Raw genomic sequence first — 25148 nt, 5'->3', positions numbered from 1 at the left:
AATGCCCGTCGAACCCCGTGAAGTCCTCTCGGCCCTGACCGCCCTGTTCGGCGGGGTGCTGGCCGCGTTCGTACTGACCAATCCCCCGGGCGGCGGCTGGGCGGTCTACACGTCCGATCGCGAACTGAGCCGCTGGGTCTCCAGCCAGCCGACCGGGGTCGCGGTGGGAGCCGTCGTCGCGGTGCTCGCGTACGCCCTGCTGCAGCGCAACGGATCCCGGCGGATCGCTTGGATCGCCATGGCCGGTGCCGCGGTCGTGATCCTCGGCGCGCGGCTCGTCGTCCCTGGAGTCGGCGGCATCGACGCGCTGATCGCCCTGCATTACGTCAAGACGGTGGCCGCGGGCGTGATCCTCGGCGCAGCGGTGGCGACGGTGTGGGGGCGGCGGGCCGGGCAGCTCGCGCTGACGCTCGGCGTGCTCGCCACCTTCCTCACCGCCCGCGCCTTCGAGCTGGTGTTCCCGGCGCAGACCACCTCCACCATTGGCGAACCGTCCTGGTGGCTGCTCGGACCGACGCTGGCGCTGGCCGTGGTGGCAGCAGCAGTTGCCGACGGCTCCACCCGGATCCAACGCGCGACCGGGCGCGAACTGCGCCTCGCGGTCACGGCCGCGGCGTCGATCGCGCTGGCCAACCGGGCCCTGCTGTACTGGATCGACCGGCAGGACTACACGTCTCGGGTCAGCTCGTGGATCGTCATCGGGCTCTCCATGGTGTTGGTCCTGGTGCTCACCTGGTTCGCCGCGCAGACGATTGATCCCTCCGACGGCCGATTCCTGTTGGCCGCGACGGGCGTCGCGGCGGCGGCGATGCCGGTGCTGGTGGACCTCGGTGGGCCGTTCCCCGACGTCGAGCACTGGCAGGCGATCCTCGTCGGCGCGGTCGCAGTCGCGGTCGGCCTGCGCGTGTCGATGACGTGGCGGTCGACGATCGGCGGCCTGTTCGTGGTCGCCCTGATCCCGATGGTCGGTGCGATCTGGCCCGATCTCGGACAGGACGGCCCGATGCTGCTGGTGCGGCTGGCCGTGCTCGGCGTCGGTGCGGGACTGTCATTCGGGTCGTCGCTGCCCGGCACGGCGGCCTTCGCCGCGGTCGGGCTGGGGATCCCGTTCGTGTCCATGGTCTTTCACTCAGCGGCAACGGTCTACAGCGGTGAGGTCGCGTACGGCGGTTCGATTGATGGCGCGTATGTGCCCCTCACTGGCGATCCCATGAACAATCCACTCGAGTCCATGCCGGAGATGAGGCGGGAGCCGACATTCACCGGCGGCAGTTTCGTCGACATCTTCGACATCCCGGCCTACGACGACCGGGTCGCGGGTATCGCCCTGCTGATCGCGGTGCTGGCCTGCGCGGTCGGCATCCGTACGCTGGCCCGGCCGACGGCCACCACCGAGCCGGAACCCGCGTGAGCAGGCGCTGGGTCGCCGTCCTCGACACCACCGCAGCGTTTCTCGTTGCCGCTACCGCCGGTTGGGCCCTTGTCGCGCCGGTGGCCGAGCAGTCCGGCATCGCCGGGAGCGAGAGCCAGCTCCGACTGGTTCTGACCAGTCGGCCGCTAGCCGCCACCCTGGGCGTGGTGCTCGCGGTCGCGGTCGCGGGGGCCATGGCACGCCGCGGCTCCCGAGCAGGCGCCTATCTGGTTGCGGTCTCCGGACTCACGGTGCTGGGCCTCGGCGCCCTCGTGAATGTCCATGTACATCAGCTGGAGTCGGGGATAGCGCTGATCTATCTGGCGGGAATCGGCTCCGGGCTGGCGATGGGCGGCGCAGCCGCCGTGGCGGCGGGTACTCGGTATCCGACTGTCGCGCTCGGCGCGGGCGCGTTCGCGGCATTCATGCTCGCCTACCCAGCCGCGCATCCGACGGTGGAGTCCAGTTCATTCGGCTGGACGGCCTACAGCCTCCCCATCAGCGAGGCAGCCATGTTCACCGATCCACCGTGGTGGCTGTTGCTGCCCGCGCTCGGGTGCTGCGTGGCGGGCGCCGTGCTCGCGAGGGGTTCCGCGACAGAGCCTGCGGGCTCGTCGCGAAATCCGCTCTACGCGGTCGCGATCGTCGTCGTCGCCGGGCTGACGAGCAACGCCGTCCTCGGCGAGCACCGCAGCGACTGGTCCGTCGCGGCTCCGATGCTCGCGCTGCTGCTGGTGGCGATCGTCATCGCCGCGTTTCTGCTCGATGGCCGTGACGGGGTGTTCCTGCTGACCGCCACCGCAGTGCTTGCCGCGTCCGCACCCCTCCTGGTGGCGACCGGCCCCGACCCGATCTGGATCGCGATCCTCCTGACGCTGCTCCTCGCGGGCGCCGCCGTCGGAAGTCGCTGGGCGAAACCGACTCTCGGGCTCGTATTGCTCGCGGTCAACGCCGCGGCCGGGCTGGCCGGACTGAACGACGCCTGGGCAGTCGAGGGGATCCGGTACCTCGCGCTGGCGCCGATCGCCGGCTATGCGCTCGCCTCGGCCGTGCCCCGGCGCGCGGCGTCAATCCCGGTGGGCCTGTCCGTCCTGTTCGTCCCGAGCGCGCTGACCATCGCAGGACAGGGCACGGGCAACTGGCACTGGGACACGCTGTCCGTGTTCGATGATCTTCCGCGTGGGGTATTCGAGCCCACGCCGCCCGACCCCTTCGCGCTCAGCCTCGCGATGACGCTGGTGATCCTCGCCTGCGCCGAGGCCGCCCACCGGCTCCGGCAGCGGGACCAATCCTCCTAGCGGGGGCCATGCCGCGACGACTTCCGCATGTATGACGAGCGAAAGCCGTTGTCGTGCCACCGCATGCTCCCCGCCGATAGCGGGGAGCATGCGGTGAACTCACTCCGTCAGACCTTCATCCAGCCCCTGCGCCGCATCACGACGTACAGGGTGGCGCAGATGATCGCCAGCACGCCGAGGAAGACGGGCCATCCGTACAGCCACCTGGTTTCAGGCATCCCGCCGAAGTCGCTGAAGTTCGCGGCGTAGATCCCGCCGAACGAGATGGGCACGAGGCCCACCGCGAGCCACCCGGAGACCACCCGCTGACGCCTGGTCTCCACGACCAGGTCCACCGACTTACGGTGCAGCCGAGAGAGCCCCGCCCGGTAGTCGCGGACACCCGCGAGAAAGGCGTGCAGTTCCTCGGTCCTGCGCTGTTCCAGGTCGCGGGCGCTCAGCCCGCGCAGACTGGCCGGGATGTGTTGCGTGGCCATGTGTTTCCTCCCTTCCGTGCTCGACAGCCGGCTCACAGCCAGCCCTTGCGGCGCATCCCGAAGTAGGTGGCCAGCGCGCTGGTCGCCAGCACGCAGAGGAAGATCGGCCAGCCGTAGTAGAACTTGAGCTCGGGCATGTGCTCGAAGTTCGAGCCGTACAGCGACCCGAGGGCACCGGGCACCACAGCGACCGCCGTCCACGCGGTCACCCGGCGGGTCTGTTCGGTGACCTTCAGCTGGTCCTGAGTGATCTCGCAGATTTCTTCCATCTCCGAGTTCAGTCCGCGCAACTCAGTGCTGATGTCGCGTAGCAGCCCCACGTTCTCGGCGCTCGGCGCCATCGGGTCGGCGGTCGTCTGCGCGTAGTCGTTGGTCGGCATCGTGCTGCTCATGGGTGAATCCTTCTTTTCTCGGCATGCCGAAGGGCTGCGCGGTGCGCAGCGGGCGCATCGCGCGGGCAGGCCCGGCGCATGCCTCGATGGGAACGTATTTCGCTGGGAGATCAAGCGGTACGGCACGCGTCAAGGCCGCACCTCCCGGCGGTCGAGGGTGAGCGAAAGCCCAGGCACGACCGCGTGGCGGTGTCGAGAAGAGCGTGGTCTAGGAAAAGCAGGGAGGCGCGAGCACCGCGCAACCGATCGGCGAAGGCACAAGGTCCGGAGGATGGGCCTGTACACGCGAGTCGCCACGCCACGGGGCGTCCGACGGTGCCGTCCCGCGGCACCGGGGCGTTGCTACCGGGCGTCGAACGGGATCGGTAACGGAACCGGTGACGTCTGCGCCTCGGATCTGAGACCAGGCACGCCTACCACCTCCCGCAAGTTGGGGCACGGGCTCGGCACGCGCCGCAGACAGGTTAAACGAATAGCAAAGCAATGCCAAAATCGACGGCCTGGCCGCCCCGCTCAGCCGCGGGCGCGGGCGGTCTTGGCCACCTCGACCTGTTCGTCGGTCAGCGGCGCCAGCGGCAGCGGGTCGCGCGTGGCCCCTTCGGCACGCATGCCGTCGAGCACCAGCGAGAGATACCGCCGCCAGGTCTCGGGCGAGACCGCCCGGTTGAAGTCGATGACCGCGTCGAGCATGCAGCTGACCGCGAACAGGTCGTTGACCTGGATCTCGGGGCGCAGCGCACCCGCTTCCTTCGCCCGGTCGACGAGCTGCTGGATCGCAGGCGTGATCCGCTGTCGCGCGCACGCGACCTGCTCGCGGCCCTCGTCGTTGGTGAAGAAGACATCGCCGAGGCCCCTGCTCAGCGACATCCATTCACTGGTGAGCCCGATGAAGTCGACCAGCGCGGCCCAGGGGTCCTCGCGCCGCAACGCCGACTCGGCCGCCTCGGCGATCTGGTCCATGCTCTGCTCGAAGACACCGTCGACCAGTTCCTGCTTGCAGGTGAAGCGCCGATAGACGGTGCCGATCCCGACCTTGGCGTGCCGCGCGACGTCGTCGAGGGTGATGTCGATGCCGCGGCTCGCGAACAGCTCCATCGCGGCGTCGAGGATCTTGCGTCGGTTGCGTTCGGCGTCGGCGCGCAATGGTCGTGCTGCTGGGGCGGTACTCACAATCGTCGATTCTGCCATTCCCGAAATCTGCCATCAGGGGATTTGTCGTAGCGACCAAATTAAGTGGAGACAAGTCCTCCGCTTAGTGCTACCGTTCCCTAAGTGGAGAATACTCCTCCACTTCAACCTCCACCACTCCACGAGGCGAGGCTCGCTCATGACCACGACCACGACCGAACGCCCGCAGACCGGGCCAGGAGATACGACGCGGGAGCACCAACTGCGCTGGCTGATCCTGGCCGTCATCGGCCTGGCCCAGCTGATGGTGGTGCTCGACGCGACCATCGTGAACATCGCCCTGCCCGCGGCGCAGCAGGACCTCGGCTTCTCCGACGCGGACCGGCAGTGGGTCGTCACGGCCTACGCACTCGCCTTCGGCAGCCTGCTGCTGCTCGGCGGCCGACTCAGCGACCTGTTCGGACGCAGGAACACCTTCGTCATCGGCCTCGTCGGCTTCGCGGGCATGTCCGCGCTCGGCGGCGCCGCGGTGAACTTCCCGATGCTGGTGGCCGCGCGCGCAGGTCAGGGCGTCTTCGCTGCCCTGCTCGCGCCCGCCGCACTGTCGCTGCTGGCGACCACCTTCACCAAGCCGGACGAGCGAGCCAAGGCGTTCGGCGTCTTCGGCGCGGTCGCGGGCGCGGGCGGCGCGGTCGGGCTGCTGCTCGGAGGGATCCTCACCGAGTGGACGTCGTGGCGCTGGAGCCTGTACGTCAACCTGATCTTCGCGGCCGTGGCGCTGGTCGGCGCGGTCCTCATGATCGCCCCGCACCGGTCGGACCACCGGCCCAAGCTCGACATCCCGGGCACCATCACGGTCTCTGCCGCGCTCTTCGGCATCGTCTACGGGTTCTCGCACGCCGAGTCCCACGGCTGGTCCGACCCGATGACCATCACCTGGCTGGTGGCGGGCGGCCTCCTGCTCGCGGCGTTCGTGGTCATCGAGACTCGCGTCGCCCACCCGCTGCTCCCGCTCCGGATAGTCCTCGACCGCACCCGCGGCGGGTCGTACCTGGCGATGTTCGTCACCGGCTCCGGCATGTTCGCGGTGTTCCTGTTCCTCACCTTCTACATGCAGACGGTGCTGCAGTACACGCCTATCATCACCGGCGTGGCCTTCCTGCCGATGGTCGCAGGCATGGTGACCTCCGCGACCACCGCGACCGCGGTGCTGCTGCCGAGGGTCGGGCCGCGGGTGCTGATCACCACCGGCCTGGTCGTCGCCGCAGTCGGGCTGGCGGTGCTCGCCCAGATCGAGGTCGACAGCTCCTACGTGACGATCATCCTGCCCGGACTGGTGCTGCTCGGCCTCGGCATGGGCATGGTGTTCGCACCCGGCATGCAGGGCGCCATCACGGGCGTCGACCCCGACGACGCGGGCGTCGCCTCCGCGACGGTGAACACCATGCAGCAGGTCGGCGGATCGATCGGCACCGCATTGCTGAGCACCGTTGCCGCGACCGCGGCCACGAGCTTCATGAACGGGCGGGTGCCGTCCCAGGAGAACGCGGCCCTCGCCGCCGTCCAGAGCTACACGACGACCTTCTGGTGGGCCGCAGCGATTTTCGTGGTCGGCGCGGCGATCTCGGCGTTCCTGCTCCCCCGCGGTCTGCTGCCCGCCCCGGCCGAGGGGCAGCCGGCCATGGCGCACTGACCCGGATCGCAGCCACGGGCCGTGCTCGACCGCTACGCTCCGACACGGCCCGTGGCCACCCAGGCGACAAGGAGCACAGATGCCGAAAACCGTTGTGGTCACCGGAGCCAATTCCGGGATCGGCCTCGCGATGGCGCACGAACTGGCGGCCCGCGGGGCCACGGTGTGCCTGGCCTGCCGCAATCAGGCAAAGGCGGAGGCCGCCCGCGAGGAGATCGTGCGCCGGACCCCCGGTGCCGAGGTGGACGTGCTCTCCCTCGACCTGGCCTCGTTCGAGCACATCCACCGATTCGCGACGGACCTCGCCGCGCGCCATGAGCGCGTCGACGCGCTGATCAACAACGCCGGCGCCTCCCCGCTCAAGCAGCAGTTCACCGCCGAGGGTTTCGAGTTGCAGTTCGGCGCGAACTACCTCGGCCCCTTCCTGCTCACCCACCTGCTGTTGCCGCAGCTGCGGCGCGCGGCCGAGCAGACCGGCGACGCGCGAATCGTGCACGTGGCGTCCGTCGCCCACAACATCGGCCGCATCGATCCCGACACGTTCCGCGGCCGCTCGAAGTACCGGCCGTTCCCCGCGTACGCGCAGTCCAAGCTGGCCAACCTGATGTTCAACTACGCCCTCGCCCGGCGACTGCCCGACGGACTGAGCACACATGCCATGCACCCAGGGGGCGTCGACTCCGACATCTACCGGGAACTGCCGCGGCCCGTGCACGCGGCGCTCCGCCCGTTCCTCATCTCCGCCGACCGGGCCGGCCGCCTGGGCACCGAACTGGCGCTCTCCCCCGAATACCGGGACCGCTCGGGCGAATACCTCACCGCGCAGCGACCGAACCCGGTCAGCCGACGGGCCCGCGATGTCGCGGCGCAGGAGGCGCTGTACGCCGAGAGTGCCGTGCTCGCCGGCGTGGAGCCGCTCCCCCGACGCTGATCACACCGAGATGCACTGGGTCCGACGCGAATCGGCTGCGGCGCGCCTTGACCTCAGCCACGGTTGAGATAGCAAGATCTTTCTCATGAAACGCGCACTCGTACTCGGTCCCGGTGGCATCGTCGGTACGGCGTGGCTGGCCGGACTTGCCGTCGGCCTTCGCCGTGCGGGCGTGGACCTGGCCGGTGCCGACCTCATCATCGGCACATCGGCGGGCGCGATCGTCGCCGCGCTGCTCGCCACCGGCCAGGACCCGAACCGCCTTGCCACCCTCACCAGATCCGGGAACGGCGCGGCCGACCCTCGCACGCTGACCGAGGTGCTCGCGACGCTCCAGGATCCCGCCCTGGAGCAGGGCGAGAAGTTGCATCGGGTCGGGCGGATGGCCCTCACCGCCGACGTGCCCTCCGAACAGACCCATCTCGACCGGACCGCAGCCCTGATCGTCGCCCGCGACTGGCCCGAACAGCGCCTCCTGATCACCGCGGTCGACACAGAATCAGGCGAACCCGCGCTCTGGGATCGGCACGGGGATGCGTCGCTGCTGCAGGCCGTCGCATCCAGTTACGCGGTGCCCGGCCTCTACCCGCCCATCACGATCAGCGGCCGCCGCTACATGGACGGCGCCTTCCGCGCCGGATCCGACGCGGACCTGGCGGCCGACGCGGGCACGGTGGTCGTCATCGAGCCGCTGGGTCATCTCTACCCCAGCGGAGCCCCCATCTCGATCGCCCCCGACCGGGCGAGCTTGGACGCTTTCGGCCCCAACCTGCACGACATGTCGGCCTGGGAGACGTGCTTCGAGGCCGGTCTGCGGCAGGCGGTGCCTGCCGCAGACCTCATCGGTGGGCCGTGGAACGGCAACGGCTGAGGAGCCCGCTCACGCAGTCGCCGCTACCCCTGATACTCGGACTCGAGCACCAGGTCCCTGAGCACCCGTTGGTATTCGACGTGGGTGGGGTGCTCCGTTGTCCGCCACCGCCCGCCCTCCTCCGAACGCATGAAGGCCAGGTAGTCGGGGGCGCCGGGGAACCTGACGTTGTCCGCGACCACCCGGCTGCCGGGGTGGAGCCAGCCCTCGTCCACGATGCGGAGCAGGTCCGGCAGGTAGGCGCTCTTGAGGTGGTCGACGAACACGAAATCGACTGTGCCGGTATCGATACCGTATTCATCCCGCAGTCGCCTCATGGTCTCGCCGCCGTCTCCGATCGACCCGACCACCGAGGTGATGCGTTCGCCGACCCCCGCGTGCTCGAAGATCCGCCGGGCGATCGCCTCGTTTGCCGGGTTGATCTCGACGGTGCAGATCGTGGCGTTCGGGGGCATCACCCGCGCCATCCGCAGCGCGCTGTACCCGCAGTACGTCCCGAGCTCGAGCAGCAGCGCTGGCCGGGCGCGCCACACCGCCGCGTCCAGGATCTCGCCCTTCTCGTCGCCGACGTTCATCAGGAACTTCCGGGTGTGTGCGAAGTCGTCGATGGCGCGGATCACGTCGTCGAGGTCCCCGCGACGGGCCGTCGCCAGCACGTGCGCGGCCAGCGCCTCCTCCCGCCCGTCACCGACCTGCCCCTCACCCAGCAGGCGCCTGGCACCGAGCGCGAACCGGATCACCGACCACCGCAGAAACGGCACGGGCTTGCCTGCCAGCCGGTTGGCGATCACCGCCGCGCCGACGAAGGCGGCGGCGAACGTCGCAACCACCACCGGTCTCGAGGTCATCTCATCCCCTTCGCCGCTCCCCGCTCAATCGTCGACCCCACGCCGCCACTCGGCAACCGCGCACGCCTCAGCCGTTGGTGGCCAGGAAGTGGTCCATGCACCGCTCCGCGACCGCCGTGATCGTCAACGACGGGTTCACCAGCGCGGTGGAACCGGGGATCAGCGAGCCGTCGACGACGTACATGTTGTCGTAGCCGGCGACCCGGCCCTCGAAGTTGCACGCCTGGCCCATCACCATGCCGCCGAGTCCGTGGAAGGTCGCGGCGCTGCCGAATCCGGCGAGCCGCGGGTAGATCGGGATGCCGTTCGCCGGGTACCCGTGCGCCACGTCCGCCCGTTCGTGGAACCGGCCGGCGAACCGACGCCCGCGGGCGTCGACATCGCTGTCGGCCTCGCCGTGCGGGTAGTTCAGTTCGGCCCGGCCAAGCGCGGGGTTGTAGTCGATCGAACCCCGCTCGCTCGTGATCAACTGGATCAGGTTGGTGCTGGTGTTGCCGCCCGCGATCTCCGGGAACGGCGCCGCCTGCCACGACATCGCCACCGTCCCGTCGGGTGTGTCGTCGTCGTAGAGGGCCGCGACGCCCGGGCCTGCCTGCTTGGCGCCGTACTCGCGGTGCGTCAGGGTGCGCGAGATGAGGAAGTCGCCGTTGTTGCCGAAGCCCTTGCCCACGTGCTCGTTCAGCCTCGGCAGCGCGCCCTTCGCCTTCGCGGTCACCAGCAACGCGCTTGTATAGAACGAGCCGGCCGCCATGAACAGGTAGTCAGCGACCAGGCGTTTGTGCTCGAGGACGAGCCCGTACTCGTCGATGCGCTTGACGGTGACCTCGAACCCGCTCTGCCCCTGCACCTCCCGGATCTCGACGACCTCGTGCAGCGGCAGCACCGTGACGTTGCCGGTCGCCTCGGCCCTCGGCAGGTAGTTGTGATCGACGCTGTTCTTCGCCCCGGAGTTGATGCCGTAGGGACCCTCGCCGACGGTCACCGACGGGCGCCGCGTCCCGGCCAGCTCTTCGCGCACCAGGTCCCAGTCGACGCAGAAGTCGTGGAAGGACGGCTGACCGCCGTAGTCCGCGACGTCGGCGAGCCACGCCCGCGCGCCCTTGTAGGCGGGGTGGGCGAGCAGATCGGCGGGCAGCGGCGAGGTGCCGAGCGACGCCCGCGCCCGCGGGTAGTACACCCGGTCCAGCTCGCCGTAGTCGATCTGCCGCGGGAAGACCTGGTCGAAGTCGCGCCGTCGCGGCTGCGGGGTGTAGGTGCCGAACACCAACGAACCGCCGCCCACGCCTGCGCCGTAGACCGAGTTGATGCCGTTGCCCCTGACCTCGTCGACGACGCCGACGTAGCGCTGGATCGGCTGCAGCTGGGTCAGCGGGTTGATGTACGGCCGGTCGTGCAGCCAGGACGCGCGGCCGTCCGGCGCGTCCAGGGTGGCGAACGTGTTGCCCGCCGGATCGATCGGCCAGCGCCTGCCGCGCTCGAGGACCGTGGTCTCGATGCCCGCCATGCCCAGCCGCAGGCCGGCCACCGCGCCGCCGAAGCCGCTGCCGACGACGATCGCGGTCTTGCCGCCCGGCGGCGCGGCCTGTGCCGCGGCGGTATGGGTGGCGAGCGGGCCGAACGCCGCGGCGCCCAGGCCGAGCGCGGCACCGCGCAGAACGGTACGACAGGACAAGCGAGGCGAGTCCATCTCCGGAATCTAGCCCTCCCGACCGCGGGCGGGAGGGGGAATCGTCAGGCGCCCTCGCCGTCGGCGAAGACGGTGTCGAGCACCCTCCTGCCCCGCGGGCTCAGCCGGTAGCCGACCTCCAGGCTCTCGGTGAGCCCGAGTTCCTTGAGCCGGCGCACCCGGATCTTGAACGGCTGCCGCTCCATCGACATCGCCTCCGCCAGCTCGGTCGAGACCACCGCGGGCCGTTCGCCGATCAGGCGCAGGGTGGCCTCGGTCCAGGCCCCGTTCGCGTCCATCCGCGCCAGCCGCCGCCTCAGCTTCTCCAGTTCGGCCTCCGACAGCTCGGCGTTCTCCCGTAGCGCCTGGCGCGGATCGGCGCCGCCGTAGCGCAGCGCGATCCGGTACAGGATCGGACCGTGCGCCTTCTTGTCGACGAAGGCGAGCATCTTCTCGGCCGACGGGAACCCGGCCGCCTCCGCGTCGGCGTCCGAAACCTCCGCGGGCGTGATCTCCTCGACGGCGTCGAACGCGATCACCCCCACCGCAGTCCGCTGGCTCGACCCCGCCCGCACCCGCGCGCGGTCCCACCGCCGGAACGCGAGCGTCACCGCGCCGGACCTGATGCCCTCGAGGTGCGCCGCGGCGAAGATCACGGGTCAGTCCACCAGACCCAGCGCCCGCAGCCGCTCGAACACCAGCCGCGAGCCGGGCGCGGTCTCCGGCATCGCGGCGTACTCGTCGACGGTGAAGTACCGGAGCTCTGCGATCTCGCTCGTCGCGGTCGGCTCATCCGTCAGGTCCGCGAGGAAACACGTCATGTGCAGCCGGGTCCCGGCCGGGTGCCCGAAGGCCTCCGCCTCGAAAACGCCGAGCGTGCTGAGCGTGTCCTCGACCACGCCCGCGTCGAGCTCCTCACGAATCTCCCTGTGCAGGGCCTCTTCCGGGGTTTCGCCCGGGTCGATCTTGCCGCCTGCCATGTAGAAGGCCGACTTGCCTGCGGAGCGGGCCTGCAGCATGCGGCGGTCCCGGATGTGGGCGAGGGCGACGGTCCTGATCTCGGCCATGCGGACACGGTAGGCGCTCACGCGCCCGTGCGCACATAGCAAGTCCAGGGACTCGCCAACCGCGCACGGGTCGCGAAGCGGCCAACGGCATCCACTAAACTCGGACATCGAGCCCCGGGTACCTCCGGGGCGTATTGACACCCCGCCGCCGCACACGAACAAACGACGGAGTGCCCATTGCTCGCTGTCCTGCTTGCCCACGCGATCGCCGCCGTCCTGGCGCCGCTTGTGGTGCGAGCGATGGGCCGCAACGCATTCCTCCCGCTCGCCCTGGTGCCGCTGGCGAGCCTCGGCTGGGTGATCAAGAACTGGGGTACGCAGCAGAGCCTGCACATACAGTGGGCGCCCGGGCTGTCGATGGACATCGACATGCGGTTCGACGCCCTCGCCGCGATCATGTCCGCGCTGATCCTCGGGATCGGCAGCCTCGTGCTGGTCTATTGCTCGCGGTATTTCACCGACGACGAGCCCCGCCTCGGCATCTTCGCCGCCGAGATGGTCGCGTTCGCCGGCGCCATGTTCGGCCTGGTCACCAGCGACAACATGCTCATCCTCTACATCTTCTGGGAACTGACCACGGTGCTCTCGTTCCTGTTGGTCGGGCACTACGCGGAGCGGGCGTCGAGCCGCCGGGCCGCCACCCAGGCGCTGCTGGTGACCACCGCGGGCGGCCTCGCGATGCTGGTCGGCTTCCTCATCCTCGGCCAGGTCGGCGGCAGCTACCTGATCTCCGACCTGCTCGCCGACCCGCCCGGCGGCTGGCTCGCTGGCGTCGGTGTGGTGCTGGTCCTCATCGGCGCGCTGTCGAAGTCCGCCATCGTGCCGATGCACTTCTGGCTGCCGGGCGCGATGGCCGCCCCGACACCGGTCAGCGCCTACCTGCACGCGGCGGCGATGGTGAAGGCGGGCATCTACCTCGTCGCTCGGCTCGCGCCCGGGTTCGCCGACTCCGCACCGTGGCGGGTCACCGTGATCACGCTCGGGCTGGCGTCGATGCTGCTCGCGGGCTGGCGGTCGCTGCGGGCCTTCGACCTGAAGCTGATCCTCGCCTTCGGCACCGTCAGCCAGCTCGGCTTCCTCATCACCCTGGTCGGCATCGGCGACCGGAACGCCGCGCTGGCAGGCATCACCATGGTGGTCGCACACGCGATGTTCAAGGCCGCGCTGTTCATGGTGGTCGGCGTCATCGACCACACCACCGGCACCCGAGACATCCGCAAGCTCGCCCACCTGGGCAAGCGCGCCCCCGCGCTGTGCGTCATCGCGGTCCTCGCCGCCGCCAGCATGGCGGGGCTGCCGCCCTTCCTCGGCTTCGTCGGCAAGGAGGGCGCCCTCGAGGCGATCGCCACCACCAACGCGCTGAGCCCGCCCGTGCGGACCCTGGTGCTCGCCACGGTCGTCGCCGGCTCGATCCTGACCGTGACGTACAGCATCCGGTTCATCTGGGGCGCGTTCGGCCGCAAGCAGCTCAAGCGGCCGAGCCCCGCCGTCCAGGGCATGCACGCCGCCGGCCCGCTGTTCCTGTTCGTCCCCGCCCTGCTCGCCGTCGGCGGACTCGCCGCAGGCCTGGCGGCCCCGGTGATGGACCGCCTGCTCAGCCCGTACGCGCAGACGCTGCCCGCCGACGGGAACGCCGACTACCACCTCGCGCTGTGGCACGGTTTCGGCCTGCCGCTGTATCTGACCATCCTGGTGATCGGCTGCGGCGCCGTGCTGTTCGTCGCGCACCGCTGGGTCAGCCGGCTGCGCTTCGAGCATCCGCCGCTCGGCAACGCCGACCGCGTGTACGACGCCACCCTGCGCGCGATGGACACCATCTCGATCAAGCTGACCGGCACCACCCAGCGCGGTTCGCTGCCGCTGACGCAGGCGTCGATCCTCGTCACCCTGGTGCTGCTGCCGACGATCCTGCTGGTGTTGAACACCGACACCGGGGTCAATCTGCGGCTGTGGGAGTCCCCGATCCAGTTCGCGGTCGGGCTGATCATGATCGCCGCCGCACTCGCCGCGACCGTGATGCGCAACCGCCTGGCCAGCGTCATCCTGGTCGGCGTCGGCGGCTACGGCTGCGGCGTCATCTTCGCCCTCGACGGCGCGCCGGACCTGGCCCTGACCCAGTTCCTGGTGGAGACGCTGACCCTGGTGATCTTCGTGCTGGTGCTGCGCAAGCTGCCCGCCGAGACCGACGAGCGGCAGTCGGTCGGCTTCAAGGTGCCGCGCGCCCTGCTCGGCGCCGCGGTCGGCGCCACAGTCACGGCGCTCGGTGCGTACGCGATGAACGCCCGCAACACCGCGCCGATCTCGCTGCAGCTGCCCGAGGCCGCCTACACGATCGGCAACGGCAAGAACGTGGTGAACGTGCTGCTGGTCGACATCCGCGCCTGGGACACCCTCGGCGAGATCTCGGTGCTGCTGGTCGCCGCGACCGGCGTCGCCTCGCTGGTGTTCCGGACCCGTCGGTTCGGCACCGCGCCGCGCGTGTCCGACGCGCCGGGGGCCGAGGAAGCCGCGTCGAGCTCGGAGACCACCTGGCTGCGCGGCGGCGACCTGATCGACCCCCGGCACCGGTCGCTGGTCCTGGAGATCACCACCCGGATGATCTTCCCGACGATGATGGTGCTGTCCGTCTACTTCTTCTTCTCCGGCCACAACGCGCCGGGCGGCGGCTTCGCGGGCGGGCTCACCGCGGGCCTGGCGCTGGTGCTCCGATACCTGGCGGGCGGTCGCTACGAGCTCGGCGAGGCGGTCCCCATCGACGCGGGCAAGATCCTCGGGCTCGGCCTGATGTTCTCCGCGGGCACCGCGATGGCGTCGCTGTTCCTCGGCGCCCCCGCGCTCTCCTCCGCGACCCTGGAGGTCACGCTGCCGCTGCTCGGCCACATCAAGATGGTGACCGCGATCTTCTTCGACCTCGGCGTGTACCTGATCGTGGTCGGACTCGTGCTCGACGTGCTGCGCAGCCTCGGCGCGCGTCTGGACGCAGAGGTCGAGGTGAACGCCTGATGAGCGCGAACTTCGGCATCCTCATCGTGGTCGGCGTGCTGATCGCGTGCGGGGTGTACCTGCTGCTCGAGCGCAGCATCACCAAGATGCTGCTGGGGCTGCTGCTGTTCGGCAACGGCGTGAACCTGCTCATCCTCACCGTCGGCGGGCCCCCGGGCAGCGCGCCCATCGTCGGGCGGACGAACGCGGTGTACGACAACATGGCCGACCCGCTGGCGCAGGCGATGATCCTGACCGCGATCGTGATCACGATGGGCATCGCGGCGTTCGTGATGGCGCTGGCCTACCGGTCGTACAAGATCAACACCAAGGACGCGGTCGAGAACGACCCCGAGGACACCAAGGTGATCCGCCGCCGCAGCCCCGCCGAGGCACCGGATCACGACCGCTCCGACGACCCGATCACCGGCGACTCCACCTTCGGCGGCGACGCCTTCGACGACAAGGGCAATCCGATCCCGCTCGAACAGCTCAAGAACCTCGAGGACCTCGAGTGCTACGAGGACCTGCGGGAGGGCGACTTCGACGAGTTCGACTCGGATGGCGACGAACCGCTCCGAGTTCCTGGCGGTGATCGCGAATGACCCTGTCCCCCGATCTGATCCACACCCTGATACCGCTGCCCGTGCTGGTGCCCATGCTGGCCGCGGCGGTCACCCTCATCGGCGGCCGCAGACCGCGGTTCCAGCGCGCGGTCACCATGTCCGCGCTCGTGATCGGCCTGGTCGTCGCCTGCCTGCTGCTGTACCTCACCGACCGCGACGGCATCGCCACGCTGCAGGTCGGCGGTTGGGACTCGCCGATCGGCATCACCCTGGTGGTGGACCAGCTGTCGGCGGTGATGCTGGTGGTCTCGAGCATCGTGCTGCTCGCCGTCATGGGATTCGCGGTCGGGCAGGGCATCCACGACGGCACCGAACGCCAGCCGGTGTCGATCTTCCTGCCCACCTACCTGGCGCTGACCGCGGGCATCTCCAACGCGTTCCTTGCGGGCGACCTGTTCAACCTGTACGTCGGGTTCGAGGTGCTTCTCGCCGCGTCGTTCGTACTGCTGACGCTCGGCGCCAGCGCCGACCGGGTGCGCGCGGGCGTGTCCTACGTGATGGTCTCGATGGTGTCCTCGCTGATCTTCCTGGTCGGCATCGCCCTCGCCTACGCCGCCACCGGCACCCTCAACCTGGCCCAGATGGCGACCCGGCTCGACGGCATCCCGGTCGGCACCAGGACCGCGGTCTTCGGCGTGCTGCTGGTCGCGTTCGGCATCAAGGCCGCGGTGTTCCCGCTCTCGACCTGGCTGCCCGACTCGTACCCGACCGCGCCCGCCCCGGTGACGGCTGTGTTCGCGGGCCTGCTCACCAAGGTCGGTGTGTACGCGATCATCCGGGCACACACCCTGCTGTTCCCGCAGGGCGAGCTCGACAACGTGCTGATGATCTGCGGCCTGCTCACCATGCTGGTCGGCATCTTCGGCGCCATCGCGCAGACCGACATCAAACGACTGCTCTCGTTCACCCTGGTCAGCCACATCGGCTACATGGTGTTCGGCATCGCGCTGTCCACCCAGCAGGGCCTGTCCGGCGCCATCTACTACGTCGCCCACCACATCATCGTGCAGACCGCCCTGTTCCTGGTGGTCGGCCTGATCGAGCGGCAGGCCGGGTCGTCCTCGCTGCGCAGGCTCGGCGGGCTGGCCGCGGCCAGCCCGGTGCTGGCGCTGGTGTTCCTGGTGCCCGCGCTGAACCTGGCGGGCATCCCGCCGTTCTCCGGCTTCATCGGGAAGGTCGCCCTGCTGCAGGCGGGCGTCGCGCACCCGAGCGCGTTGTCCTGGGTGCTGGTCGCGGGCGGCACCGTCACGAGCCTGCTCACCTTGTACGTGGTGGCCCGGGTCTGGACGAAGGCATTCTGGCGCTCGCGCGCCGACGCCCCCGAGGGCGACCTCGCCGACGTCAGTCCGTCCGCCCTGATCGACGAGTCCGAGGAGGACATCGCCTTCGACGACCGCGCCGACGTCGGCCGGATGCCGGCCCTGATGCTGATCCCCACGATCGGCGTGGTCGTGGTGGGCCTGGCCCTGACCCTGTTCGCCGGCCAGTTCATCGCGATCACCGACCGCGCGGCCGCGGACCTGCGGGACCGCTCGATCTACATCGACGCCGTCCTCGGACCCGGATACGCCGAGCAGGCGGCCGCGGCGGGGGGTACGCGATGAACCGGGAACGGGTGCTCCGCGTCGGGGTCCTGGTGTGGCTGACCACGGTGTGGATCCTGCTGTGGGGCAACATCAGCGTCGCGAACATCCTCGGCGGCCTGGCCGTCGGGGTGCTGATCATGGTGCTGCTCCCGCTACCCCGGGTACCGGTCGAGGGCCGGATCCACCTGTGGTCGATCGCCAAGCTGGTCGGGCTCTGCATTGTGTACGCGGCGCAGTCGAGCGCGCAGGTGGCCTGGCTGGCGGTTCGTCCCGGTCCGCCCCCGGTGACCGGTGTGTTGCGCGCCCGGTTGGCCATCAAGTCCGATCTGGTGCTGACCCTGTGCATCGACGTGCTCAACCTGATCCCCGGCACCATGGTGCTGGAGGTCGATCAGGTCAAGCGGATGGTGTACGTGCACGTGCTCGACGTGGGCACCGACAAGGCCGTCGACCAGTTCTACCGGACCGTGCGGCAGCTGGAGCGACTGTTCATCGCCTCGTTCGAGCGCGACGAGGAGTGGAAGCCCTCGCCGTGGCACGTGGACAACCCCGTCTTCGACCCCTCCGCGCTCAAGCCCACCGACCGAAAGGATCTGCCGTGACGACAGTGCTCGTGATCGCCGGGGTGATGCTGTCGGTGGCCGCCGTGATGACCTCGTTCCGACTGCTCGACGGTCCGTCCACGCTGGACCGTCTGGTCGCGATGGACACCCTGGTCGCGGTGGCCATCTGCGGGCTCTCGGTGTGGGCCGCCTACAGCCTCGACACCACGCTGGTGCCCGCCATCGTCGCGCTCTCCCTTGTCGGCTTCGTCGGCTCGGTCAGCGTGGCGCGGTTCCGGGTGCGTGACGACCAGTGAACACCGTGCTCGAGGTCGTCGCCGCCGTTCTCATCCTGCTGGGCGCGCTGCTCGCCATGACCGCCGCGATCGGGATCGTGCGCTTCCCGGACACCCTCTCCCGCATGCACGCCGCGACCAAGCCCCAGGTGATCGGCCTGGTGCTGGTGTTGATCGGGGCGGTGATCCGGCTCCGCGGCAACGTCGACATCTGGATGCTGGTGCTGGTCGGGCTGTTCACCCTGCTGACCGCACCGGTCATCGCGCACACAGTAGGTCGGGTGGCCTACCGCGAGCAGCGCAGTCGCGACGGGCTCGGCATCGTCGGGGACCTCGACCGCAAGGACGGGCCGGAGTAGGTCAGTCGCTTGAGCCGCCCGGTGGGTCGAGCCGGACCGTGCCGCCGCCCAGATCGATCCGCATCCGGGTGCCGTCGCCGCTCGACGCGTCGTGCCGCAGCGACTTCTGCGTCCGCTGCTCGTCGACGACGTGCCGGTGCGAGGGCGACAGCAGCGACTGGATCTCCCCGAACGCGCCGGTGACCGCACCACCGTCGACCGGCGGTCTGCGCTTGCGCCAATAGATCCACCCGCGGCGCTCTGCCCACAGCCCGACCTGGTCCAGGGCGACACAGGCGGCCACCAGGGCTGCAATCGCCACCACAGCATGCATCCGCGTCCCCCCTTCCAGCTCTCGCCCAGGCTACCGACGACCGTTCCCCGCCGGCAGGTCCGTCGCGCCGCCTGCCCGTAGCGCCGAGGCGACCCGCTCGAGCAGTTCATCGGGGTGCCGCAGGACCATCTCCTTCGTGGCCACCACGACATCCCACCCGAGACGACGAATGCTGTTCGTGCGGCGGATGTCCCGCGCGTAGCGGTCCCGTTCCCGGTGGTGGTCACCGTCGTACTCGAGCACCACCCGGTACGTCGGCCACGCCATGTCCACCTGCGCGACGAGTCGGCCGTCCCCGTCGACCAACAGCACCTGGGTCTCGGGCTTCTCGAATCCCGCGCGCACCATCAGGAGTCGGGTCCGCGTCTCCCACGGGGACTCCGCGCCGCCGTCGGCCAGTTCGACGACCCGACGCAACTGCTTGAGCCCCCGGTCTCCGCGATGCCGCTCGATCAGCGCGTGCAGCCCATCGGGGTCGCAACGACCGAGGTTGCAGAGCCCGTCGACCGCCTCGACGGCCCGGTCGAGCGGCAGTCGGCGGCCCAAGTCGTACGCGGTCCGCAGATGTGAGGTCAGCTCGTACCCGTAGACGTCCTCGTGCTCGTCGACGGCCAGCGCACCGTATCCGAACCGCACACCCACCCGACGCCTCGCCGGGCGCGGCAGGATCAGCTCGGGTTCTACCCGCTCGGGGACGTACCGGTACCCGTGCAGCGCGGCGGCCGACCACCCGGACAGCACCCCGTCCGGGAACGCGACGCCCAGCGCCCGCGACCGCTGCGGGTAGTCGACGGGCTGGTCGGACCGCACGTACACCCCGTTCAACACGGGCGTGTAGTCGCGCGAGATCTGCCACGCCGTCATCGTCTGCAGCAGCGTCGCGCGACGGATCGGCCCGGCAGGAAGCTTCGGTACGCGGCCCATCCGCGGGAACCTATCCGCGAGCTAGTTGTTCTCGGGCAGTTTTCGGCACTGACGCCACCAAAACGACTAGCTCGCGGCGCGATTCATGTGTTACGCGACGAGTGCGAGCAGTTCCGGCGACGCCAAGACCGGAACAAAACCGTCGACGAGGACCCGGCGGCAACCATCGAGCTCGATCAGGACGGGTACCGGCGCGGTGTACTCGGGACCCAACAGGGACAGACTGGTTCCCGCGGCCGCACTCGCCGTCGACGTGCAGGGCGGAGCCGGTTCGAGCGCCTCGAAGTACGGGTCGAGACTGTCCCACTGGCTCTCCGCCCCGGCGAACGCGACACCAGCGGCATCGAATCGGTATCGACACACCGAACTCCGCACCGAGTAGTCGCCTGGGACCAGAACGCCCGCTCCAGCCACAGGCAGGGCAGGAACCGTGCCGCACCCCATCAGCTGCTCCACCCCATCGGGCCGCAGCTGGACGCGATGATCGACCCGCCCGACGTTCTCGAGCGCCTCGACCGCCCTCAATCCGCCGATACGCTGAAACTTGCATTCGTCGACCGGATACGACGGCCGGATCGCCCGACCCGCGGCGTCGATCAGCCACAGATCCGGAATGGCCACCATGCTGGCGATCCCGCAGGTGCCCTGGTCGAGGCGGCTTCCCTCGGACGGCGCGTTCAGCTTCGCGATCGCCCCGGAAAAATCTCCCTCCCACCGATGCTCGGCAAAACTGGCCGTCAGATCGGCGTTGATGGTTCGAGCTGAGGTCGGGTCGCAGGTGATGGCCGCCACCGGCTCGAAGTCGTCGGGAACGGTGCCAGGTCGCGGCTGCATCGCCACGAGATCCGGCGGTGTCGTCGCTATCCCATCAAGGTCCACCGGCATCCGGCACGTCGCCGCGCTCACGATCTCCGCAGGCTCCCGGACGGGCGCGGGCCCGTGAATGTATTCACACCCTGCCAACACGGCGGCCGACGCCAGAAACACCGCAACGCGTCGACTCATCACCGATGCATGGTTGCGCGAGCTAGTCGTTTTTGGGTGGTTTTCGGCGCGGACGCCACCAGAACGACTAGTTCGCGGTTGATATCCGGGTTAGCGGCCACACGGGTCGGTCGGTGAGGTCCCCGGGGCACCCGGGGCGCCCGGCGTACCGGAGGCCCCCGGCGTACCGGGAGCCCCCGGCGCACCGTTGGCACCGGGAGCACCGTTGACACCGGAAGCACCCGGCGTGCCCGACGCTCGCGGCTTGTGTGGCGCCGGCAGGCCGGCCGGGTCGGGCTGCGACGGGTCGGGGTCGCTGACCAACCGCACCGAATAGCTGAGCCCGCCCGCGCGCCAGCTGGCCGGCGCGGTGGTGGGTCCGGGTGCGCCGACCCGCGCACAGGGGTCCACGGGGAGACCGGGCGATTTCAACTCGGAGACATCGCTGCGCTCGGGTGTGGTCGGCGCGACCGGTCCCTGCGTCGACGTGGGGGACGGAGCCGGCGTCACCAGTACGGCCGTGAGACCGGCGAGCAGGACCGCGACGACCGCGGCCGCACCGGCGAGCACCTTCCCCTTGGGAAGTGCCTTCGTCTCCCCCGCCGCCGTCGCCGCGAACGCGGCGGGCACGGACGTCTGCACTTCCGCAGCGCTGATCGCGGCGCCGGTCGCCAGATGCCACCGGCCGGCATACGGGACAACGGCGGCCAGCCCGAGCGCAGCGGCGGCGGAACGGATCACGCTCGTCTCGGACGGCCGGATTCCCAGCACGACGACGGCGACCTTGCCACGCGGGGCACCCGACTGCATGTCCTCCAGCAGCGCGGTGGTGAAGGACACCTCACTGAACGTCCCCGCGGTCACCCGCTGGACGCCTGCCTGCGCCGCACCGGACCGTAGGTCGACCGCGTGGGCGAGCACCTCGCCCGGCCACTCGGCGAGAACGAGAGCGGTACGGGCGCCTGCCAACTCGGGTATCGAGCGAAGGAAGGCCAGCCGGGCCTCGGCCGCACCGACCACCGTGACGGCCGGCACGCCGTCGCTGCCCAGCTTCGCCTTGATCGCCTCCGCCGCAGCCGGGTCCGCGGCGACGATCCCGACCGCCGTCGGGTTCAGTCCGATCCGCCTTGCCCGGTCCACCATCTGCTCGGTGGCCCAGACGGCCTGCCCGACATCGTCTCCGGCGCGGTCCTCGAAGCGGCTGTCCACCGGCCCGAGACCGGGCACGTGGGTGTCGATGAGGACCGCCCGCACGCCCTCCTTGCCGAGCGTCACTCCCACAGACTCCCGCACGCGTCCTCCACCGTTTCCCGTCGACAGTGGCTCGCGGGTAACCGGAAGGGACGCCTGTGGTTGCGGCCCGCCGAATTCCTCACTCAGTCCGTCGAATCGAGGTCACCGTAGCGGACCGACCCCGAGACGTGCAGCCGTACCCCGCCCGCGGCGCGGTTCGGACCCGCCGAGCGGCCTCGTCCGCTAGCTCGCGGCGCGCACCGGAACCGGGTCTGCCTCGACCCGTCCGCCCCACCGACCGAGCGCGGTCCCCGGTGCGGCGAAGAAGCTCGCATAGAACCCGAGCACCACGGCGCCCATGACACCGAGGATCAGCGGACCGAAGAACAGCGGGTACTCCGCGATCTCGACCGCGAGGTACCGATAGCCGAGCAGCAGCGCCGCGAACGCGACCGCCCCGCCGACCACGAGCCGCACGCGGAACCGGCCCCAGCCCCGCTCGGGATCGCGCAGCGCGGACTCCAGGGTCAGGCACAGCACGACGCCCGCGACCAGGTCGACGCCGTAGTGGTAGCCGAACCCGAGGGTGGCCATCAGCGTGCACACCAGCCAGAAGGTGCCACCCCAGCGCAGCCACCGCGGACCGCTCCGCGAGTGGATGAATATCGCCAGCGCCCAGGCGGTGTGCAGGCTGGGCATGCAATTGCGCGGCGCCGGGCTGTCGAACGGGATCGCAGCCGGGTCGACGACATTCGGCACCACGGCGGGCCAGTAGTTGCCGAGCTGGGAGCCCGCGCCCGCGGTGCCGAAGGCGAAGTCCGGGCCGACCACGGGGAAGAGCAGGTAGAACAGCGGACCGATCAGCCCGATGAGCAGGAAGGTGCGCACCAGGTAGTGCGACGGCCAGCCGTTGCGGAGCTGATACAGGGCGACGACGATCGCCGCGACCGGCAGCTCGATGTACACCCAGTGCAGAACCCCGTAGCCGACGCTGCCGAGCGAATCGACGACGCCGCCCATCACCCAGGACGGATTGCCCAGCGCCCGGTCGGCGAGCTGCACGTATTCGTCGAGCACCAGCGGGCGGGTCAGCACGGTGATCTGCAGCCAGACGTCGCCGACCTTGGTGGCCAGGATCAGCAGCGCGCCGAGCCCGACGCCGCGCAGCGCGCTACGACGCTGTTCGCCGGTCCAGGCCACCGTCGCGTAGAGCCCGATCCCGGTCAGTACGAGGGTGGGGCCGTTCCCGATGGCGACGGGCCCGTCGAACAGCAACCGACCCGCCGCGAACAGCAGGTCGAGGACCACCGCGGCGGCCAGCGCGCGGATCCGCTGCGGGTTCGTGAGCCCCACCAGCGCGAGCGCGAATCCCGCCCACGGCAGCGACATCGACTTGGGAGTGCCGACGAAATCCTTGGCCAGGCTGTGCAGCGGTCCCTCGAAGCCGTAGCGCATCGCGGCCAGTTGCAGCGCGACCAGGGCCGCGACCAGGACCACGCCCGCCGAGATGAGGATGGGGTGCGACCGCAACGAGAGCCGACCGGTCCCTGAGACCGGTGAGTCGTTGATCAGCACCGGTCCATAGTAAACGGAGCATGAACGCGGCCTTACGTGTCGAGCTCGTTCACCAAGGAATCGACGACGAGTGTCAGGTCACCGCCGGAGGCCGCGGCGACCTCGCGCTGACGGAGGTAGGACGCGCCGCGCCGCGGGATGTCGGCCACCCGCGCCAGTTCGTCGGCGCAACCGAGCGACCTCGCCACCGGCATCAGCTGTTCCAGCAGATCGTCCAGGTCGTCGGTGACCAGTCGCTCGTTGCTGTCGGCGTCGAGGATGATCTCCGCGTCGAGCCCGTACCGCGCGGCCCGCCACTTGTTCTCCTGCACGTGCCACGGCGGCATCCCCGGCAGCTCCTCGCCCGCGTCGAGCTTGCGGTCGAAATACACCACCAGGCAGTGGATGAGGGCGACGATCGCGCCCAGCTCGGTCCGGGTGGAGACGCCGTCGCAGACGCGCACCTCGATGGTCCCCCACTGCGGTGCGGGCCTGATGTCCCAGTGCAGCCCACCGAGCTTGTCGATGACGCCGGTCTTGATCTGATCGTGGGCGAATCCCTCAAACTGCGACCAGGTTTCGAACTGGAACGGAAGACCGGCCGTCGGCAGCTGCTGAAACATCAATGCCCTGTTGCTGGCGTACCCGGTGTCCACGCCGGTCCACATCGGCGACGAGGCGGAAAGCGCAAGCAGGTGAGGGTACTTCACCAGCAACGCGTTGAGGATCGGGAAGACCCGATCGGCCGAGGAGATCCCGACGTGCACGTGCACACCCCAGATCAGCATCTGACGTCCCCACCACTGGGTGCGCTCGATCATCTCGTCGTAGTGCGGGCTGCGGGTCAGCTGCTGGGTGGACCATTCCGCGAACGGATGGGTGCCCGCGCAGAACAGGTCGACGCCGATCGGGTCGGCGACCCGGCGCACCAGGTGCAGGGTCTCGCTCAGGTCGTCGATCGCCTCGCCGACGGTGTCACAGATCCCGGTGACCAGCTCGACGGTGTTGCGGAGCAGCTCCTTGTGCAGGCGCGGTGACTCACCACCCGCGAGGGAGTGCGCCGCGTCGAAGATCTGTCCCGCGGTGTTCGAGAGATCGCGGGTGGCCTTGTCGACCAGGGCGATCTCCCACTCGACGCCGATTGTCGGCCGGGGCGAACCGGCGAAGTGGACTCCCACACTGGGAATCCAACCACAGCGATCCGGCTGCCGCCGTCACCGGGACCTGCACCGGCGAACACCAGAACGACCCCCCACCGTGGCGGTGAGGGGTCGTTCTGAGCGATCAGTGTCTACTCGATGACGCCGCAGGCGACGCGGCCGCCGGCATCACCGGTGGCCAGCGTGGCCTGGTCCGGCACAGGAGCGTTCTCCGGGAGGGTGTACCGCGTCGGGATGTTGGCGAAGTTGTCCGCGCCGGCATGCACCATGATCGCGGTGCCCTTGCCGTGGTTACGCAGGTCCTCGAGGGTGAAGGCGTCGGTGGTGGTGACCAGCTCCGCGGTGCCGTCCTCGCGCACCTGCAGCGAGGTCAGGTCGCCGCTCGCGGGATGTCCCGTGTGACCCTCCGCCTGGAAATGCCCACCGGCGGAAAGGAAGTCGCCGGGCGCGCCGCCGGACGGCGCCACCGAGTTCGCCTCGCACTTGGCGACCTCGTGGACGTGCAGTCCGTGGAAGCCGGGGGTGAGGTGCTCGGCCTCGACCGAGACCTGGACGAACCCGTCACCCTCGGTGAAGCGGACGGTACCGACCTCGGCACCCTTCGCGTCCTTGAGCTCGACGGAGATCGCGCCCTCTTCGGCCGCCGATCCGTGGCCACCTTCTGCCGCGCCGTGGCCCGGCACGGACGCTCCCGTCCACACCGGAGGGGTGGTACCGGGGACGTCGCTCGGCTCCTGGCCGTTGGAGCACGCGGTGAGGCCAACGGCCGCGATCGCGACCATCGGGGCGACGACGCGCCAGGACACGC

25 protein-coding genes are annotated in these 25148 nt (G+C 69.9%); 11 read left to right on the top strand and 14 right to left on the bottom strand.

Annotated elements, in window-relative coordinates; genetic code table 11:
- The first annotated feature begins 1 nt into the window (after position 1).
- Both JOE46_RS22400 and JOE46_RS22395 read left to right on the top strand, forming a co-directional pair.
- On the top strand, positions 2–1411 hold the full coding sequence (locus JOE46_RS22400) for a hypothetical protein (protein ID WP_209928525.1): 1410 nt from the start codon (positions 2–4) through the stop codon (positions 1409–1411).
- Positions 1408–2709 carry a hypothetical protein gene (locus JOE46_RS22395; protein ID WP_209928523.1) on the top strand — a complete coding sequence of 434 codons (1302 nt, stop codon included), beginning with the start codon at positions 1408–1410 and terminating at the stop codon, positions 2707–2709. The genes JOE46_RS22400 and JOE46_RS22395 overlap by 4 nt, the downstream gene beginning before the upstream one ends.
- 107 nt (positions 2710–2816) lie before the next feature.
- On the opposite strand, the gene JOE46_RS22390 is transcribed toward JOE46_RS22395, so the two are convergent.
- The 3 genes from JOE46_RS22390 to JOE46_RS22380 form a co-directional block, all read right to left on the bottom strand.
- A complete protein-coding gene (locus JOE46_RS22390; protein WP_097210162.1) occupies positions 2817–3185 on the bottom strand; it encodes a hypothetical protein in 369 nt (122 codons plus the stop codon).
- Positions 3186–3217: 32 nt separating this feature from the next.
- Positions 3218–3577 carry a CorA family divalent cation transporter gene (locus JOE46_RS22385; protein WP_097210161.1) on the bottom strand — a complete coding sequence of 120 codons (360 nt, stop codon included), beginning with the start codon at positions 3575–3577 and terminating at the stop codon, positions 3218–3220.
- Positions 3578–4090: 513 nt separating this feature from the next.
- Positions 4091–4747, bottom strand: a complete 657-nt coding sequence (locus JOE46_RS22380; protein ID WP_257017024.1) for a TetR/AcrR family transcriptional regulator — start codon at positions 4745–4747, stop codon at positions 4091–4093.
- A 157-nt stretch (positions 4748–4904) separates the two neighbouring features.
- On the opposite strand from JOE46_RS22380, the gene JOE46_RS22375 reads away from it, so the two are divergent.
- From JOE46_RS22375 to JOE46_RS22365, 3 genes are all read left to right on the top strand, one after another.
- Entirely contained in the window at positions 4905–6398 is a 1494-nt protein-coding gene (locus tag JOE46_RS22375; protein ID WP_097210159.1) for an MFS transporter, read from the top strand.
- Between the two features lie 79 nt (positions 6399–6477).
- Positions 6478–7329 carry an SDR family NAD(P)-dependent oxidoreductase gene (locus tag JOE46_RS22370; RefSeq protein ID WP_097210158.1) on the top strand — a complete coding sequence of 284 codons (852 nt, stop codon included), beginning with the start codon at positions 6478–6480 and terminating at the stop codon, positions 7327–7329.
- A gap of 85 nt (positions 7330–7414) precedes the next feature.
- Entirely contained in the window at positions 7415–8200 is a 786-nt protein-coding gene (locus JOE46_RS22365) for a patatin-like phospholipase family protein (RefSeq protein ID WP_097210157.1), read from the top strand.
- Between the two features lie 23 nt (positions 8201–8223).
- Here the strand turns inward: JOE46_RS22365 and JOE46_RS22360 are convergent, their stop codons facing one another.
- From JOE46_RS22360 to JOE46_RS22345, 4 genes are all read right to left on the bottom strand, one after another.
- The gene (locus JOE46_RS22360; RefSeq protein WP_209928521.1) at positions 8224–9048 is read right to left on the bottom strand and encodes an O-methyltransferase; all 825 of its coding nucleotides are present in this window, start codon (positions 9046–9048) and stop codon (positions 8224–8226) included.
- Between the two features lie 67 nt (positions 9049–9115).
- Positions 9116–10735 carry a GMC oxidoreductase gene (locus JOE46_RS22355; RefSeq protein ID WP_209928519.1) on the bottom strand — a complete coding sequence of 540 codons (1620 nt, stop codon included), beginning with the start codon at positions 10733–10735 and terminating at the stop codon, positions 9116–9118.
- A 44-nt stretch (positions 10736–10779) separates the two neighbouring features.
- Entirely contained in the window at positions 10780–11370 is a 591-nt protein-coding gene (locus JOE46_RS22350; protein WP_209928517.1) for a hypothetical protein, read from the bottom strand.
- Between the two features lie 3 nt (positions 11371–11373).
- Positions 11374–11781, bottom strand: coding sequence for an NUDIX domain-containing protein (locus tag JOE46_RS22345; protein WP_209928516.1), 408 nt, complete (start codon positions 11779–11781; stop codon positions 11374–11376).
- A 177-nt stretch (positions 11782–11958) separates the two neighbouring features.
- Here JOE46_RS22345 and JOE46_RS22340 point away from each other — a divergent pair, with 177 nt between their 5' ends.
- Genes JOE46_RS22340 through mnhG form a run of 6 tightly spaced genes read left to right on the top strand, consistent with a single transcriptional unit; the run spans position 11959 to position 18172 of the window.
- Positions 11959–14784: a Na+/H+ antiporter subunit A gene (locus JOE46_RS22340; RefSeq protein ID WP_097210153.1), complete on the top strand. Its 2826-nt coding sequence runs from the start codon at positions 11959–11961 to the stop codon at positions 14782–14784.
- Complete coding sequence (locus tag JOE46_RS22335) at positions 14784–15368, top strand: Na(+)/H(+) antiporter subunit C (protein ID WP_209928513.1); 585 nt, start codon at positions 14784–14786, stop codon at positions 15366–15368. Before JOE46_RS22340 ends, JOE46_RS22335 begins: the two co-directional genes overlap by 1 nt.
- Complete coding sequence (locus tag JOE46_RS22330; RefSeq protein ID WP_097210151.1) at positions 15365–16993, top strand: Na+/H+ antiporter subunit D; 1629 nt, start codon at positions 15365–15367, stop codon at positions 16991–16993. Before JOE46_RS22335 ends, JOE46_RS22330 begins: the two co-directional genes overlap by 4 nt.
- Complete coding sequence (locus tag JOE46_RS22325) at positions 16990–17577, top strand: Na+/H+ antiporter subunit E (protein WP_209928512.1); 588 nt, start codon at positions 16990–16992, stop codon at positions 17575–17577. The genes JOE46_RS22330 and JOE46_RS22325 overlap by 4 nt, the downstream gene beginning before the upstream one ends.
- Positions 17574–17834: a monovalent cation/H+ antiporter complex subunit F gene (locus JOE46_RS22320; RefSeq protein ID WP_097210149.1), complete on the top strand. Its 261-nt coding sequence runs from the start codon at positions 17574–17576 to the stop codon at positions 17832–17834. The genes JOE46_RS22325 and JOE46_RS22320 overlap by 4 nt, the downstream gene beginning before the upstream one ends.
- Positions 17831–18172, top strand: a complete 342-nt coding sequence (gene mnhG, locus JOE46_RS22315; RefSeq protein ID WP_097210148.1) for a monovalent cation/H(+) antiporter subunit G — start codon at positions 17831–17833, stop codon at positions 18170–18172. The genes JOE46_RS22320 and mnhG overlap by 4 nt, the downstream gene beginning before the upstream one ends.
- A gap of 1 nt (position 18173) precedes the next feature.
- Here the strand turns inward: mnhG and JOE46_RS22310 are convergent, their stop codons facing one another.
- From JOE46_RS22310 to JOE46_RS22280, 7 genes are all read right to left on the bottom strand, one after another.
- On the bottom strand, positions 18174–18473 hold the full coding sequence (locus JOE46_RS22310) for a DUF6191 domain-containing protein (RefSeq protein ID WP_307861324.1): 300 nt from the start codon (positions 18471–18473) through the stop codon (positions 18174–18176).
- Positions 18474–18515: 42 nt separating this feature from the next.
- Entirely contained in the window at positions 18516–19409 is an 894-nt protein-coding gene (locus JOE46_RS22305) for a DUF559 domain-containing protein (RefSeq protein WP_209928511.1), read from the bottom strand.
- Between the two features lie 90 nt (positions 19410–19499).
- On the bottom strand, positions 19500–20243 hold the full coding sequence (locus JOE46_RS22300; protein WP_209928510.1) for a hypothetical protein: 744 nt from the start codon (positions 20241–20243) through the stop codon (positions 19500–19502).
- Positions 20244–20504: 261 nt separating this feature from the next.
- Entirely contained in the window at positions 20505–21686 is a 1182-nt protein-coding gene (locus JOE46_RS26880; protein WP_209928508.1) for a hypothetical protein, read from the bottom strand.
- 183 nt (positions 21687–21869) lie between these two features.
- Entirely contained in the window at positions 21870–23141 is a 1272-nt protein-coding gene (locus JOE46_RS22290) for a phosphatase PAP2 family protein (RefSeq protein WP_219912800.1), read from the bottom strand.
- 92 nt (positions 23142–23233) lie between these two features.
- Positions 23234–24358, bottom strand: a complete 1125-nt coding sequence (locus JOE46_RS22285) for a glutamate--cysteine ligase (protein WP_097210143.1) — start codon at positions 24356–24358, stop codon at positions 23234–23236.
- 113 nt (positions 24359–24471) lie between these two features.
- Positions 24472–25122 carry a superoxide dismutase family protein gene (locus tag JOE46_RS22280; RefSeq protein WP_373560223.1) on the bottom strand — a complete coding sequence of 217 codons (651 nt, stop codon included), beginning with the start codon at positions 25120–25122 and terminating at the stop codon, positions 24472–24474.
- Positions 25123–25148: the final 26 nt, after the last annotated feature.

Source organism: Rhodococcus sp. PvR099, assembly GCF_017833315.1.
GTDB classification, from domain to species: Bacteria; Actinomycetota; Actinomycetes; order Mycobacteriales; family Mycobacteriaceae; genus Rhodococcus_G; species Rhodococcus_G oryzae.
Note: the sequence above shows the minus strand (reverse complement) of the source record. Positions and strands in the feature narration are given on the sequence as shown.